Genomic DNA, 15,162 nt, shown 5'->3' with positions numbered 1-15,162 from the left:
CCTTAGGCACGCGGGTGCGCTTGCTGATAAACATGACGAAGGCGTTCCGTCGTGACGTGTGTGTACTGTCCTGTTGTGGATAATGAAGCATGACCCAACAATTCCTGTACTGCTCGTAAGTCTGCTCCACGCTCAAGAAGATCTGTCGCGAAGCTATGTCGTAAAGCATGCGGTGTGACATGTTTCGATAGAAGCGGGTCACCCTTTTTTAAAATCTTTCGAATCCCATCCGTCGTCAAGCGGCGACCTGACCGTGAAAGAAATATCGCTTGTTCTTCGACTTCAAATGGTTTCCGCTCCTCTAAATAACGACGTAGCGCTTTTCTCGCAAACGATCCGATGGGTGTAATCCGTTCTTTCCTGCCTTTTCCGTACACGTGAACATACTCTAAATCTGGATCCAAATCCTTTACATTCAGCCCGGCTAATTCACTTACACGCATGCCTGTCGCATACAGCAACTCAATCAAGGCGACATTACGGGTACCAAATGCATCCGTCGTCCGAAATGCTTCCAAAAAACGTTCGTATTCAGAAGGTACTAGAAATGTCGGTAACGTCTGCGCACGTTTTGGCGCCTTTAATCCTTCAAATGGATTGATCTCATCCGTATCACGCGTCACAAATCGTCCGAACTGTTTGAGACAGGAGACTTTTTGAGCAATCGTTGATTTAGATGCTTTTTGATCATAAAGGGCAAACAAATAACGCCGTGCAGTTGCCAATTCAATCGATCTTAACTGATGATCGAGGCAAAAAGCGGCGTATTGTCGAAGTGTTTGATCATAAGAACGGCCCGTATTTGGAGATAATTGACGTTCGATGTGTACATACCGTAAAAAAGATTTTCGCAGTACGTCAAACTCTGAGTCTACTCCCATCTGTGAGCCCCCTTCTAACCATTTCATACTCGAATCGCCCTTAGCATAGCACACCGGAAGTAGTCTGACAATAGACCAAAAATCGGAAAAATAACAAAATTATCACGCTTTTATGACAAATTAAGAAATGGGAGAAAAGAACGCTAAATCGCGCCTTCTCTCCCATCTTGCCTTACATATCGGTAAAGTCTTTGATTGCTTCTAACGCACGTTCTGCAAAAAGCGCATATTTGTCTGGTTTTCTCATCCGTCCGGTCTGTCCGACAAGTGCCGGAACGAGTCCGAAGTTCGCATTCATCGGTTGGAAGTTCTTTCCTTCCGTCGTCGTGATGTAGTGAGCCATCGCTCCCATCATCGTCTCTTTCGGGAAAGCAACCGGTTCGGCTTCATTCACGAGACGAGCCGCGTTGATTCCTGCCGTCAAGCCGGATGCCGCCGACTCAACGTATCCTTCGACGCCTGTCATCTGACCGGCAAAGAACAGATCGTGGCGTGTCCGTGTCTGGTAGGTCGGTTGCAATAAGTTTGGCGAATTGACAAACGTATTTCGATGCATGACACCGTAACGGACGATTTCTGCATTTTCAAGCCCCGGAATCAAACGAATGATTCGTTTTTGTTCGCCCCACTTCAAGTGGGTTTGGAAACCAACTAAGTTGAACAGCGTACCCGCTGAGTTATCTTGACGAAGTTGAACGACCGCATACGGACGCTCTCCGGTCTTAGGATCTTCAAGTCCAACCGGTTTCATCGGACCAAACAATAATGTTTTCGGTCCCCGTGTCGCGAGTACTTCAAAAGGCATACATCCTTCGAAGTAGATTTCTTTTTCAAATTCTTTTAACGGTACGACTTCCGCTTGAATCAACTCATTGTGGAAATGCGTAAACTCTTCTTCCGTCATCGGACAATTCAAGTACGCGGCTTCTCCTTTATCATAACGTGACTTTAAATACACTTTATCGCGGTCAATCGTATCACCGTCAAGAATCGGTGCTGCTGCGTCGAAGAAATAGAGATAATCTTCACCTGTAAACTGTTTTAATGATTCCGATAACGCAACACTCGTCAAAGGTCCTGTCGCGACGATCGTTGGTCCATCTGGAATCGCTTCAAGCTCCTCATGATGAACGGTGACATTCGGATGATTTTTTAATGTATCTGTCACATACCCTGCAAAATCATGTCGGTCGACGGCAAGTGCACCACCTGCCGGCACACTCGCAAGGTCCGCTGCCTTCATGATGAGCGAGTCGAGTTGACGCATCTCTTCTTTTAATACCCCGACTGCATTCGTCAGTTGATTCGCCCGGAGGGAATTCGAACAGACGAGTTCTGCAAATTGGTCCGTATGGTGAGCAGGTGTCTGCTTTACTGGTCGCATTTCATATAAATCTACTTGAACGCCACGCTTCGCAAGTTGCCATGCTGCTTCAGAACCTGCGAGTCCGGCTCCGATCACGGTTACTCGTTTCACCGGTCATTCCTCCTCTTGCTCCTGATCGATGCGTGTTTCATGATGTCCGCAAGACGTACATTCTACTTTCACACCGTTCTTGATTTTCTTTTGTACCATCATACTGCTACAGACCGGACAAGGTTCTTCGACCGGTTTATCCCATGAGACGAACTCACATTCCGGATAATTGGAACACCCGTAGAAGAGGCGTCCTTTTTTACTCCGTCGTTCCACGATTTCACCTGTCCCACATGTCGGACACTTGACACCAATCTCGACTTGAATCGGTTTTGTATTCCGACATTCCGGGAAGTTTGAGCACGCCATGAACTTACCGTAACGCCCCATCTTGATGACCATCGCATGGCCACAGACTTCACAATCTTCTCCTGCTGGCTCATCTTTGATTTCAATCTTCTCGATTTCAGCTTCTGCTCGAGTCAATCGTTTTGCAAACGATTTATAAATCGGATCGACAACTTCTGTCCACTGCATGTCACCTTTTTCAATGGCATCAAGCAATGCTTCCATATCCGCCGTAAACTGGACGGTGATGAACTCTTGGAAATAATCACTGATCATATCAATGACAAGTTCACCAAGTTCTGTCGGCAGGAATTTTTTCTCTTCCAGCGTGACGTACCCGCGTTTTTGAATCGTATCAAGTGTCGGGGCATACGTCGACGGTCGACCGATACCAAGTTCTTCCATCGACCGGACAAGACGCGCCTCCGTGTAACGCGGTGGTGGTTGTGTGAAGTGTTGTTTTGGTTCGATGGTTTCTTGTTGCAACACTTCTCCGTCGTCAAGCGGTGGCAATAATCCGTCTTTGACATCCGTTACTGCTTCGTCATCCGTATCCTCGATGTATACTTTCATGAATCCCGCGAACTTGACCGTCGAACCGTTCGCGCGGAACATCACATCATTTGAGAGAAGATCGACTTTGACGGTATCTAAAATCGCCGGTGCCATTTGGCTTGCGACGAACCGTTCCCAAATCAATTTGTATAATCGGAATTGATCACGCGAGAGATACGATTTGACGAGTTGCGGATCGCGCATCGTCGAAGTCGGACGAACCGCTTCGTGGGCATCCTGCGAATTCGCTGCTTTTTTCTCTTTTCGTTTTTCAACCGCGATGTATTCTTTTCCGTACGCATTTTCAATGAATCCATGTGCTTCGACGTTCGCTGTTTCAGATGTCCGTGTCGAGTCTGTCCGCATATACGTAATCAGACCGACCGTACCTTCTTTTCCAAGCTCGATTCCTTCATATAATTGCTGAGCAATCATCATCGTCTTCTTCGCCCGGAAATTTAACTTACGTGCTGCTTCTTGCTGAAGTGAACTCGTCGTGAACGGCAATGCTGGATTACGGCGACGTTCTTTTTTCGTTACGGAATCAACCGTAAACGATTGCGACAGTTTAGCCAACACTTCGTTGACCTCTTCTTCCGAGTGCAATTCACGTTTTTTTCCATCAACGCCATAAAAGTTTGCTTCTAACTTTTCACCGTTCGCATCTAACTCTAATTTGATCGTCCAATACTCTTCTGGTAAAAAGGCATTGATTTCCTGCTCGCGATCGATGATCATCTTCACGGCAACGGATTGAACGCGTCCTGCAGACAATCCTTTTTTGATTTTTTTCCAAAGTAACGGACTCATGCTATAACCAACTAGACGGTCCAAGATACGCCGTGCCTGTTGTGCATCGACAAGATCATAGTTGATCTTGCGGGGTTTCTTGAACGAATCTTTGATGGCATCTTTTGTGATTTCATTAAAGACGACCCGACATTCCGTCGACTCATCGACGCCGAGGGCTTTCGCTAAGTGCCATGCGATTGCTTCCCCTTCACGGTCGGGGTCGGCCGCGAGATAAATTTTTTGCGCTTTTTTAGCGGCCGTTTTTAATTCTTTTAAAACCGGTCCTTTACCACGAATCGTAATATACTTTGGTTCATAGTCATGTTCTACGTCAACACCCATTTGGCTTTTTGGCAAATCGATGACATGCCCCATCGAAGCTTTCACGGTATAGTTCGAACCGAGATAACGTTTGATGGTTTTTGCCTTTGCAGGTGATTCGACAATTACTAGATATTTTGCCATTACAATCGCTCCCTATTAGAGGCGTACTCGTATTTTAATCTCACTTATCATAGTAGTCTCGATTCCCATTTGTCAACGTTCATCAAGATACTTTTTGAAACTTCTTCTGGATTCAAGAGTGGAATCGCACCTTCAGCAATCAATTGATTTGTTCCTTGAAAGTGTTTTTCCGTCGGACAACCGGGTATACAGTACACGTCCTTACCTTGTTCTAGAGCATGGCCTGCCGTATTCATCGTCCCGCTTTTACGCGCCGCTTCGACAATGATTAATCCTGAAGATAATCCAGAAATGATTCGATTCCGTTCTAGAAATTGATGTTTGTGAACAGTCTTCCCAGCAGGATATTCAGATAATAGAAGTCCCGTTTGTTGAATACGCTGAAATAACGTCGTGTGTTGCTTCGGATAAAAGCAATCAAATCCGTTTGCCAAAACAGCAATCGTCGCTTGATGGTGTTTGAGGGAGAGACGATGGACGAGGGAATCGATTCCGATCGCACCACCAGATACAGTGACAAAAGGTGATTGAAAAAACGGTCGTAAAAAGGACAGGCGTTTTTGGTGGGAGGTGGAGGGATCACGACTACCGATGATACTGATCATCGGTTGCTCGAGTAACGAAGGATTACCTAGAAAGAACAATCCATAGACGGGTTGAGGAATCTGAAGTAGGTGCATTGGAAAATATGGATCTCCTGGGACCAGGAGGTTCGTTGGGACTTGATCCAATTGTAAGGCTTGCTGATATCGGTTTTTGATTGCTCGGGAAACAGGTAAATCCTCTACCGGTAAAAGACCATACCGTTCGATCAAGACAACGATTGAATACGGAACCCGGCAAGTCGCAAAACGTGCATACAGTTCTCTGTTCATCCATTACGCTCCTTTTATATAGAAGAAAGCCGTCCTGAATAAATCAGGACAGCTGACATCTTGTTTAGTTTACAGTCGAGCCTGTGACACACGCATCGTAGATACCAGCTTCTTTGATGACACGAATCAAGGTCTCACCAATGATGGCTGGTGTTTCTGCCACTTCAATTCCATTTGCACGAAGTGTTTTAATCTTTTCAGCAGCTGTTCCTTTGCCACCCGAGATGATCGCGCCGGCATGACCCATCCGTTTTCCTTCAGGTGCCGTTTGTCCGCCGATGAATCCGATGACCGGCTTCGTCATGTTGGCTTTGACCCACTCAGCCGCTTCTTCTTCCGCCGTTCCACCGATTTCACCGAGCATGATGACTGCTTTTGTTTCCGGATCTTCATTAAACGCTTTGAGCGTATCGATGAAGTCCGTTCCGTTGACAGGATCGCCACCGATTCCGACTGCTGTTGATTGACCAATTCCTGCCGTCGTCAATTGGTGAACAGCTTCATACGTCAACGTTCCAGAACGCGATACGATTCCGACATGACCTGGCGTATGAATGTATCCTGGCATGATACCGAGCTTCGCAACGCCTGGCGTGATGACGCCAGGACAGTTTGGTCCGATCAAACGAACCGGTTTGCCGTCTAGGTAACGTTTCACTTTGACCATATCAAGGACTGGAATACCTTCCGTGATACAGATGATCAATGCGATGTTGGCATCGGCTGCCTCCATGATTGCATCGGCTGCGAATGCAGGTGGTACATAGATGATTGATGCATTGGCACCCGTTTTTTCGACAGCTTGTGCGACTGTATCGAATACCGGTACGCCTAATACTTCCGTTCCACCCTTACCAGGTGTCACACCACCTACGAGGTTTGTTCCGTATTCAATCATTTGTTCACCATGGAACATCCCTTGATTTCCTGTGATTCCTTGAATGATGACTTTTGTCGATTCATTTACCCAAATACTCATCCTTAGCTCCCCCTTACTTCACGAGCGCAGCAATTTTTTCTGCGCCGTCTGCCATTGATGTAGCTGCTGTAATCGCTAGACCTGAATCTTTGAGAATTTGTTTCCCTGCGTCGACGTTTGTCCCTTCTAGACGAACGACGAGCGGCAGTTCTAAGCCAACCTCTTTTGTTGCTGCAACGATACCTTCTGCAATGACGTCACACTTCATGATCCCACCGAAGATGTTGACGAAGATTCCTTTGACATTTTCGTCAGATAGAATCAATTTGAATGCTTCTGTTACTTTTTCTTTAGTCGCTCCGCCGCCGACATCAAGGAAGTTTGCTGGATCACCACTAAAGTGTTTAATGATATCCATTGTCGCCATTGCGAGACCGGCACCGTTGACGAGACATCCGATGTTCCCATCAAGTGCGATATAGTTTAAGTCATTTTTAGAGGCTTCGACTTCACGTGGATCTTCTTCTGATTCATCACGAAGTGCGACGACATCCGGATGACGGTAAAGTGCGTTTGAATCAAAGTTGAGTTTTGCATCAAGCGCCAAGACATCACCATCTTTGGTTGTGACAAGTGGATTGATTTCAGCGATTGAACAATCCTTATCGACGAAGAACGTGTACAATTTCGTCACCATACCGACGAACTTGTTGACCAGCTTAACCGGAACACCCATCGCAAAGGCGAGTTTACGCGCTTGGAATGCTTGGAGACCTACTGCCGGATCAACGACTTCTTTGATGATTTTTTCTGGCGTTGCTTCTGCCACTTCTTCAATATCCATTCCGCCTTCACTTGAACCCATGATGACGACACGACCTGTTACACGGTCGAGGACGATCCCGAGATAATACTCTTTGTCAATCGCACAACCTTCTTCAACAAGAAGACGTTGGATGACTTTACCTTCTGGACCTGTTTGATGCGTGACGAGTGTTTTGCCGAGTAACTCTGTCGCGAATTCTTTCACTTCTTCTTGCGATTTAGCCAATTTAACACCACCGGCTTTACCGCGACCCCCTGCGTGAATCTGTGCTTTTACGACTTTGATCGGACCTGACAATTGTTCTGCTGCATCGACTGCCTCTTCGACCGTAAATGCTGCAATTCCGTTCGGAACGGGTACACCGTATGAACGAAGTAACTCTTTTGCCTGATATTCATGTACATTCATGAAAAAATCCCCCTTAACCCCTTTAGTTTCGGCTCTTTCATTGTAGTTAAAATTGGAAGCGCTGTCTATCGTTATCGACCGAAAGCATTTATTTCTTTGAAATTCCTGTTTGATCAAGCTGATATAAAAAGGCGAATAATTCGGCGATGACACCGTACAACTCGTTTGGAATTTGTTCTGATACTTGCACCGCATCAAGTAATGTGACGAGCGTCGCATCTTCACGAATCGGTATCCCGTGTTGTAAAGCCTCTTCGAGTATTCGTTCCGCGACCCGTTCAGATCCTTTAGCGACGACCTTCGGCGCTTGCATCTGTTCTTCATAGGACAAGGCGATGGCTTTTTTCATATCTGATAGTCCACCCTCCCATTTCGATCGGTTGGTTGAAAAGAGATCCGTTCTTTTTCGGCTTCGATTTGTTCAAACCGGATCAATGAATACCCTTGATCGTGCAACCGTTGCTCAATGACCGGTTGGTAGCTCGACATGAACGTCGCAATGCGTTCATCCGGATGAAAAACGGAAATTGCAATTTTCCGGTCCGTGATCAAGAGATCCAATGCGATTTCTCCGATTTGGGGAAGTTTTAAGTAAAACGCAATACGTGCGTGATCTGGGTTAAATTCTTTTTGATCAAAGGGAGCCTCCATCGTTACATCCACTTCTTCAAACGGACCGAATTGCGGTAATTGAAACAAAAAAACACCGCGTCCCGTTTCGTTTGTTGCCTGGATGACTTGTTGACTCAACACATGGTCACTTGTTTTACGATCGAGTTGGCCTTCCGTCGTGCCATCCGCCGCTCGAGCAAGTTGAACCAACTCGATGATGGTCTGCTTGAGTACAGGACCTGAACCATCCATGACTTTTTGACCGAGTTGTTGCAACAATTCCCGTGTCGCTTGCGGGATGGATTCGCTCGAAAAATGAGCCAAGCGGTCAAAGACCGGCAACGTCACAGCTTTACTTGGCACCGTCTCTTGGGACACGATTTTTAAGACAGGTTGTCCCTCTGTACTCGTGACTGTGAACCGATAGGTCGCTCCTTCTTTTAACTCAGCCGTCGTTCCCGCCGTCAAGACACGCTGACCGACCTGTAACTCCATCAATCCGTCCGGAAGTAACTTTAATACTTTCCCGATGACATTTGCCCCTTCGCGTAACGGCTGATTGGTTGGATCAATGATTTTAAAGGGTAATAAGCCACGGTGCTCAATCTGCATGGCAACATCATCTCCTAGCGTTTAGAGTCGGTCTAGGACCGGTTTAAAGGTTTTTCGATGAATCGGTGTCACACCGATCGTGTCGAGCGCCTGAAGGTGTTGTGCCGTTCCATAACCGGCATGTTGTGCAAAACCGTACTCCGGATAGAGTTGCGCGTACTCCGCCATCATCGCATCTCGTGTTTCTTTTGCGATGACGCTAGCTGCCGCTATCGAAATGCTGCGGGCATCTCCCTTGATCAAAGACTCTTGCGGAAGGTCCATGTCAAGTTTCATCGCGTCTACTAACAAAGCGTCCGGCTTCAGCGCAGCGACAGCTTGTTGCATCGCTTGTTTCGATGCTTGATAGATATTGATCCGGTCAATCTCTTCCGGTTCGATGATTCCGATGGCGATTTCTGCGACGTCTTGAATATGTTGGTACGCAACCATTCGTTGTTGTTTCGAGAGCTGTTTCGAATCGGTCAAACCGGGATGATAAAAGCCCTCTGGCAGTATGACGGCCGCCGCGACGACGGGACCCGCTAACGGTCCCCGACCGACTTCATCCACACCGGCGATCCGTTTATACCCCTCTGCTTGATAGCGTGCTTCGAAGATGGAACGTTCCTGGAACTGGATCCGTTGTTGTTCTTCGGTTAACAGGCGTCGTTCCGCCTGGTTCAAGGCGTTGATGACACCTTTTCGTGTATCTTCAGCAAACTCCACTTTTAGTTTTTCGAATTCCGTTCGAGAAATCCCTGCCAATTGTGTTTTGATTTCATTGATGTTCATGACGACACTCCTTTTGAAAAAAGCTTGGAATTCTCATCTTGAGAAGTCCAAGCATGTCTTATTCGGTTACCGTCGCCCACTCTTCGACGGTTTCAAGCGTGACACGACCAATTTTCTCCGTCCGTAGCTCATGGAGCAACATTTCGCTCGTCCGTTCAAAGTCGACGTATCCGCTTGTCACGAAACCACGTTTCTTCCCGACGGCTTCTAGTACATCGACGGCTTCGCCTGTCACTTCATCTAAACGATAACGTGCTTTTAATTGCTCCGGATAACGTGTTTTGAGCTCACGCATCGCAAACAGGGCGATATCATCGATGTTCAAGATATCATCCTTGATGGCACCCGTCGCTGCCAGACGGTATCCAACCATCTGATCGTCGAACTTCGGCCAGAGGATCCCTGGTGTATCGAGCAATTCCATCTCACCCGTTTTCATCTTGATCCATTGTTGACGTTTCGTCACACCGGGACGGTCACCTGTAATCGCAATATTCCGTCCTGCTAGTCGATTGATCAAGGTCGATTTTCCGACGTTCGGAATCCCAATGATCAAGGCACGAATCGCACTTGGATTTCGACCTTTGTCACGCATCCGATCATGTTTGTCTTTCATCAGACGTAATGCTCCTTCATGGATCTGACCAAGTCCTTTGTTGTGTTTTGCATCCACAGCAACGACATCAACGCCGTCTTTCCGTAACGCCTTCATCCACTGTTCCGTCAAACGAGCATCTGCCATGTCCGATTTATTTAAGACGATCAGACGCGGTTTTCCTGCCGTAATCTGTTCGACCATCGGGTTACGACTCGACATCGGTAATCGGGCATCCACCAATTCGATGACGACATCGATTAATTTTAACTTTTCCATGACTTCACGGCGTGCTTTCGCCATGTGTCCTGGGAACCATTGTATTGTCATATCTTCCACCTCAAGTTTTCATATTGCTTGGACTGCTAATAATGAACTTCTTCTATATCGTATATCAATGACGTTTGATATACGTCCTGTTCGAGAGAAACGATCCATTCTCTAGTATACGCAACTTGACGAAAGAAAAGAAGCCTGTCTGAAAACGAACAAAAAACGAAGTCCACCGAAGTGAACTCCGTCAATCTGGTTTTTGATTCGCTGATTCAATCAACAGACCGGACATCGTTAAACGGATAAAAGACAAAGTTCGTTGTCCCGACGATCTGTTCTTCCTCCACAAAACCGATGTCCCGGCTGTCTTTCGAGTTTTGACGGTTATCTCCCATCACAAACACTTTTCCTTTTGGGACGGTCGTCTCTGCTGTTTTTTCTTCCAGCGTAAAGTCCTCCGTTAACGGAACACCATTCATTTGTGCCTTGAATTCATTTAGATAAGGTTCTTCGACTTTTTTATCGTTGACATATAACGTATCATCTTTGTAATACATCGTATCCCCTGGAACCGCGATCACACGTTTGATATAATCCCGTGTTTCCGTCGCATGGAACACGACGATATCTCCACGTTCCGGTTCATTAAAGTAATAGGGAACCTTATTGACGATCATTCGATCCGAATTGTGTAACGTCGGCATCATCGATTCACCATCAACGATGACCGGCACGAATAAAAACGTTCGGATGATGAACGCAATTACAAGCGCCACGACAAGCGCCTTGACCCAGCTAAATAACTCCTTCACGCGTTCCACTCCTTCAACTCAATCTCTTGCCTAAACCCAGTATACGCATAAACGATAAAAAAAAGAAGCTTGTCCGGAGACAAGCCACTTTTTCACATGATTAACGACGAATTTCTTTAATACGAGCCGCTTTACCACGAAGGTTACGGAGGTAGTAAAGTTTCGCACGACGGACTTTACCGTAACGAACGACTTCGATTTGCGCTACACGTGGTGAGTGAAGCGGGAAAGCACGCTCTACGCCAACTCCGTAAGAAATCTTACGAACTGTAAACGTTTCGCTGATGCCGCCACCGTGACGTTTGATGACTACGCCTTCGAAAAGCTGGATCCGCTCACGCGTTCCCTCGACGACTTTAACGTGGACGCGGACTGTATCACCAGGACGGAATGCAGGGACGTCTGACTTGATTTGTTCTTGTGTAATTTCACGGAACAATTGTTGTGTGTTCATGAATGATTTCTCCTTTTTTCACCAATGTTCGTATCTTCATTTGCCCTTGGCATCCAACAGCGGAACATCGTTAATAGGTGGCTTTTGCCACATGTTTTAACTTATCACAGTTTCAGTCGTTTGACAATCCTGAAATTAATTGCAAGTAACGTCGGTCGGTCTCGGACAAATCGGCCTGCTCAAGTAAATCCGGTCGCCGCTCAAGCGTCCGCTTCAATGCCTGTTCGCGGCGCCATGTCTCGATCCGGGCATGGTTACCGGATAATAAGACATCCGGAACCGTTAAACCACGAAAGTCGGCCGGACGCGTGTAATGCGGATATTCGAGTAGTCCGGTCGAAAACGAGTCGTCTTCATGACTGGCGGCTTTTCCGAGAACATCCGGCAACAAACGGACGGTTGCGTCAATCATCGTCATGGCCGCAAGCTCTCCGCCGGTCAGCACAAAATCTCCAAGCGAGACTTCATCTGTTACCAGTTCATCATGAATCCGTTGATCGAATCCTTCATAATGACCACATAAAAAGACAAGCTCCGTTTCTTTTGACCACTCTTCCGCGAGACGTTGGTCAAACCGGCGTCCCGTCGGTGTCAAGGCAATGATTCGCCGGTTCGCTTCAGGTAACGCCGCAATGGCGTCAAAAATCGGTTGGGGTGTCAATAACATTCCGGCCCCTCCCCCATAGGGCGAATCATCGACACGACCATGGCGGTTCGTCGAATAGTCTCGGAAATTGACATAGTTCAGCTCAATCCGTTTTTCGTCCTGGGCACGGGCGACAATCGAGTGATTGAGCGCCGTGAACATCTCCGGAAACAATGTCATGACCGTGATGTTCATCCTTCGATCAAACCTGGTAACGGTGTGATTTGAATCCGTTTTGCTTCGACGTCAATCGAGGCAACGACCTGTTCGATATATGGAATTAAGACATCTTTTTTGCCGGGGCGTTTGATCGTCCAGACGTCATTTGCTCCCGTCTCGAGAATCTCGGACACGACACCAATCTCGTCCTCGCCGTCAAATACCGTACAGCCGATGATTTCATGGTAATAGTATTCATGTTCACCCAGTTCTTGTAACGCTTCCGGCTGGACATACAGTTTCAATCCTTTATATTTCTCGACATCATTGATATGTTGCATCCCTTTGAACGTCACCATGATGAACTGTTTATGTTTCCGGTAACTGCTGATCGTAAACGGCGTGTATGTTCCGTTCGATTCTAAAAATACGTCGTTGCCGACTTTAAAGCGTTGTTCCGGAAAATCTGTGCTTGCCAGGAGTTTCAGTTCGCCTTTCAAGCCGTGCGTGTTGGCGATTTTTGCGACTTCCAACCATTCCATCTGTTTCACTTCCTCATCCACAAGTCTTTTTTCACGTTATTATTTTGCCATACAAAAAGGAGGTAAGCTTTCGCTCACCTCCAATCGTCTTACTTCGCGAGTTTCGCGTTGTGGAATTTCTCCATGATACCAGCTTTTGAGAAGAGGTTACGAACTGTGTCTGAAGGTTTAGCACCTTCAGCGAGCCATTTAAGAGCAAGCTCTTCGTTGAGTTTTACTTCTGCTTCTGGTTTAGCAACCGGGTTGTAGTATCCGATTTGCTCGATGAAACGACCATCACGTGGTGCACGTGAGTCTGCTACTACCACACGGTAGAAAGGTGATTTGTTTGCGCCCATGCGCTTAAGACGAATTTTAACTGCCATTCGTAAGTCCCTCCAAGTAATAAATAATTTTTTCGTTTAGTCAAATTGACAACTTCATTAGTATACAACGTTACAGCAAAAGAGAAAAGACTTTTAGAAGAATGGGAGGCCAAAGCCGCCTTTCTTTTTTCCTTTGCCCATTTGGCCGGAGAATTGTTTCATCATCTTCCGCATGTCTTCAAATTGCTTGATCAATCGGTTCACTTCTTGAATGCTACGACCACTGCCGCGCGCAATCCGCTTCCGACGACTTGCATTGAGGATTTCCGGTTCAGTTCGCTCTCGTTTTGTCATCGATTGAATAATCGCTTCGACATACACAAGTTGCTTTTCATCGATTTGGGCATTTTTCAAACCCTTCATCTTTCCTTTACCGGCACCCGGAATCATTCCTAACAACTCATCCAAAGGACCCATCTGTTTCACTTGCTGCAACTGCTCGATAAAATCGTCAAACGTAAACGATGCATCGCGCATCTTGCCTTCGAGTTCCTTGGCGCGGGTAGCGTCCATTTGAAACTCTGCTTTTTCAATCAGCGTCAGCATATCTCCCATACCGAGAATTCGTGACGCCATCCGCTCGGGGTAAAATGGCTCGATTGCGTCCAGCTTCTCTCCAAGACCGACGAATTTAATCGGTGCTCCGGTGACTGCCTTGATGGAGAGCGCTGCTCCGCCTCGAGTATCTCCGTCGAGTTTCGTCAAGATAACGCCTGTTACGCCCAGCTTTTCATTAAAGCTTTCTGCCACATTGACTGCATCCTGACCCGTCATCGAATCCACAACAAGGAATATTTCATTTGGTTTGGCGATTTCTTTCACATCAACAAGTTCCTGCATGAGGTCCTCATCGATATGTAAGCGTCCCGCCGTATCGATCAACACGATATCGTGGTGATGCTCTTTTGCATAGTCGAGTGCGCCAGTCACAATCTCTTGTGGACTCACCTGGTCTCCCATTGAGAAAACAGGTAGTTCGAGTTGTTTCCCTAACGTCTCAAGCTGTTTAATCGCAGCCGGCCGGTAAATATCCGCTGCAACAAGCAGTGGACTGCGATTTTGTTTCTTCCGTAAATGATTCGCCAGTTTCCCAGTCGTCGTCGTCTTACCTGCCCCTTGTAACCCTGTCATCATGATGACGGTTGGAGGACGGTTCGATAACGTTAAGGGTGAAACTTCGGAGCCCATCAGTTTTGTCAATTCGTCATGGACGATTTTGACAACTTGCTGACCGGGTGTGAGGGACGTCATGACATCTTGTCCGACGGCACGTTCCTTCACATCATTTACGAATTGTTTGACGACCTTGAAGTTGACGTCAGCTTCTAATAACGCAAGGCGAACCTCACGCATCATTTCCTTTACGTCCGCTTCAGAAATCTTACCTTTGCCTCGCATTTTAGCAAGACTGGCTTGAAGCCGTTCCGATAATCCTTCGAATGCCATGAAAATGCCCCCTACTCTAATTGCTCCAGTGCCGTAATGGTCACGAGAGCTTCGCTCGGAAGGTCAAGTTGCTTCAACTGATCGAGGAGTAACTTTCTTTGTTCATATTTTTTGAACAAAGCGAGCCGTTCTTCGTATTGTTCGAGCATCGCTTCCGTACGTTTTATGTTGTCGTAGACTGCTTGTCGGCTGACTTCAAACTCATCGGCGATCTCACCTAACGAAAAGTCATCTAAATAATAAAGTGACATGTAATTTCGTTGTTTCGGCGTCAACAGCTCCTGATAAAAGTCAATCAGATAATTCATCCGGTTCGTTTTATCAAGTGTCATCCGAGCACCTCCACGGTTGTTAAGTGAAATTCCTTTACAGATAGTATAGTACAG

At 46.7% G+C, this 15,162-nt stretch carries 17 protein-coding genes; all 17 read right to left on the bottom strand.

Translation table 11 applies throughout. From position 1 onward, the window contains the following. Positions 1-2: 2 nt before the first annotated feature. Positions 3-881 carry a tyrosine recombinase XerC gene (locus tag BLD48_RS03280; protein WP_071498935.1) on the bottom strand — a complete coding sequence of 293 codons (879 nt, stop codon included), beginning with the start codon at positions 879-881 and terminating at the stop codon, positions 3-5. Between the two features lie 172 nt (positions 882-1,053). Beyond that, positions 1,054-2,358: an FADH(2)-oxidizing methylenetetrahydrofolate--tRNA-(uracil(54)-C(5))-methyltransferase TrmFO gene (trmFO, locus tag BLD48_RS03275; protein WP_071498934.1), complete on the bottom strand. Its 1,305-nt coding sequence runs from the start codon at positions 2,356-2,358 to the stop codon at positions 1,054-1,056. A 3-nt stretch (positions 2,359-2,361) separates the two neighbouring features. Continuing rightward, positions 2,362-4,458: a type I DNA topoisomerase gene (gene topA / locus BLD48_RS03270; RefSeq protein ID WP_071498933.1), complete on the bottom strand. Its 2,097-nt coding sequence runs from the start codon at positions 4,456-4,458 to the stop codon at positions 2,362-2,364. Between the two features lie 47 nt (positions 4,459-4,505). Further along, entirely contained in the window at positions 4,506-5,333 is an 828-nt protein-coding gene (gene dprA, locus BLD48_RS03265) for a DNA-processing protein DprA (protein ID WP_071498932.1), read from the bottom strand. Positions 5,334-5,397: 64 nt separating this feature from the next. Next, positions 5,398-6,312, bottom strand: coding sequence for a succinate--CoA ligase subunit alpha (sucD, locus tag BLD48_RS03260; protein ID WP_071498931.1), 915 nt, complete (start codon positions 6,310-6,312; stop codon positions 5,398-5,400). A gap of 13 nt (positions 6,313-6,325) precedes the next feature. Further along, positions 6,326-7,486, bottom strand: coding sequence for an ADP-forming succinate--CoA ligase subunit beta (gene sucC / locus BLD48_RS03255; protein WP_014970698.1), 1,161 nt, complete (start codon positions 7,484-7,486; stop codon positions 6,326-6,328). An 88-nt stretch (positions 7,487-7,574) separates the two neighbouring features. Continuing rightward, entirely contained in the window at positions 7,575-7,835 is a 261-nt protein-coding gene (locus BLD48_RS03250) for an EscU/YscU/HrcU family type III secretion system export apparatus switch protein (protein WP_014970699.1), read from the bottom strand. Next, complete coding sequence (locus tag BLD48_RS03245) at positions 7,832-8,710, bottom strand: hypothetical protein (protein WP_071498930.1); 879 nt, start codon at positions 8,708-8,710, stop codon at positions 7,832-7,834. Before BLD48_RS03245 ends, BLD48_RS03250 begins: the two co-directional genes overlap by 4 nt. A 21-nt stretch (positions 8,711-8,731) precedes the next feature. After that, positions 8,732-9,484 carry a ribonuclease HII gene (locus BLD48_RS03240; protein WP_071498929.1) on the bottom strand — a complete coding sequence of 251 codons (753 nt, stop codon included), beginning with the start codon at positions 9,482-9,484 and terminating at the stop codon, positions 8,732-8,734. A 58-nt stretch (positions 9,485-9,542) separates the two neighbouring features. After that, positions 9,543-10,409 carry a ribosome biogenesis GTPase YlqF gene (gene ylqF / locus BLD48_RS03235; RefSeq protein WP_014970702.1) on the bottom strand — a complete coding sequence of 289 codons (867 nt, stop codon included), beginning with the start codon at positions 10,407-10,409 and terminating at the stop codon, positions 9,543-9,545. 215 nt (positions 10,410-10,624) lie between these two features. Further along, complete coding sequence (gene lepB / locus BLD48_RS03230) at positions 10,625-11,164, bottom strand: signal peptidase I (protein WP_071498928.1); 540 nt, start codon at positions 11,162-11,164, stop codon at positions 10,625-10,627. Positions 11,165-11,264: 100 nt separating this feature from the next. Then, complete coding sequence (gene rplS, locus BLD48_RS03225; RefSeq protein ID WP_012370767.1) at positions 11,265-11,618, bottom strand: 50S ribosomal protein L19; 354 nt, start codon at positions 11,616-11,618, stop codon at positions 11,265-11,267. Between the two features lie 112 nt (positions 11,619-11,730). Next, on the bottom strand, positions 11,731-12,459 hold the full coding sequence (gene trmD / locus BLD48_RS03220) for a tRNA (guanosine(37)-N1)-methyltransferase TrmD (protein ID WP_071498927.1): 729 nt from the start codon (positions 12,457-12,459) through the stop codon (positions 11,731-11,733). Beyond that, positions 12,456-12,965: a ribosome maturation factor RimM gene (gene rimM / locus BLD48_RS03215; protein ID WP_071498926.1), complete on the bottom strand. Its 510-nt coding sequence runs from the start codon at positions 12,963-12,965 to the stop codon at positions 12,456-12,458. The genes trmD and rimM overlap by 4 nt, the downstream gene beginning before the upstream one ends. A gap of 89 nt (positions 12,966-13,054) precedes the next feature. Next, positions 13,055-13,330 (bottom strand): 30S ribosomal protein S16, encoded by a 276-nt coding sequence (gene rpsP / locus BLD48_RS03210; protein WP_012370770.1) that lies wholly within the window; start codon positions 13,328-13,330, stop codon positions 13,055-13,057. 93 nt (positions 13,331-13,423) lie between these two features. After that, positions 13,424-14,776, bottom strand: coding sequence for a signal recognition particle protein (gene ffh / locus BLD48_RS03205; RefSeq protein ID WP_014970706.1), 1,353 nt, complete (start codon positions 14,774-14,776; stop codon positions 13,424-13,426). An 11-nt stretch (positions 14,777-14,787) separates the two neighbouring features. Then, positions 14,788-15,108 (bottom strand): putative DNA-binding protein, encoded by a 321-nt coding sequence (locus tag BLD48_RS03200; protein ID WP_014970707.1) that lies wholly within the window; start codon positions 15,106-15,108, stop codon positions 14,788-14,790. Positions 15,109-15,162 lie beyond the last annotated feature (54 nt).

It is taken from the genome of Exiguobacterium sp. KRL4 (assembly GCF_001870785.1).
GTDB lineage: Bacteria > Bacillota > Bacilli > Exiguobacteriales > Exiguobacteriaceae > Exiguobacterium_A.
Note: the sequence above shows the minus strand (reverse complement) of the source record. Positions and strands in the feature narration are given on the sequence as shown.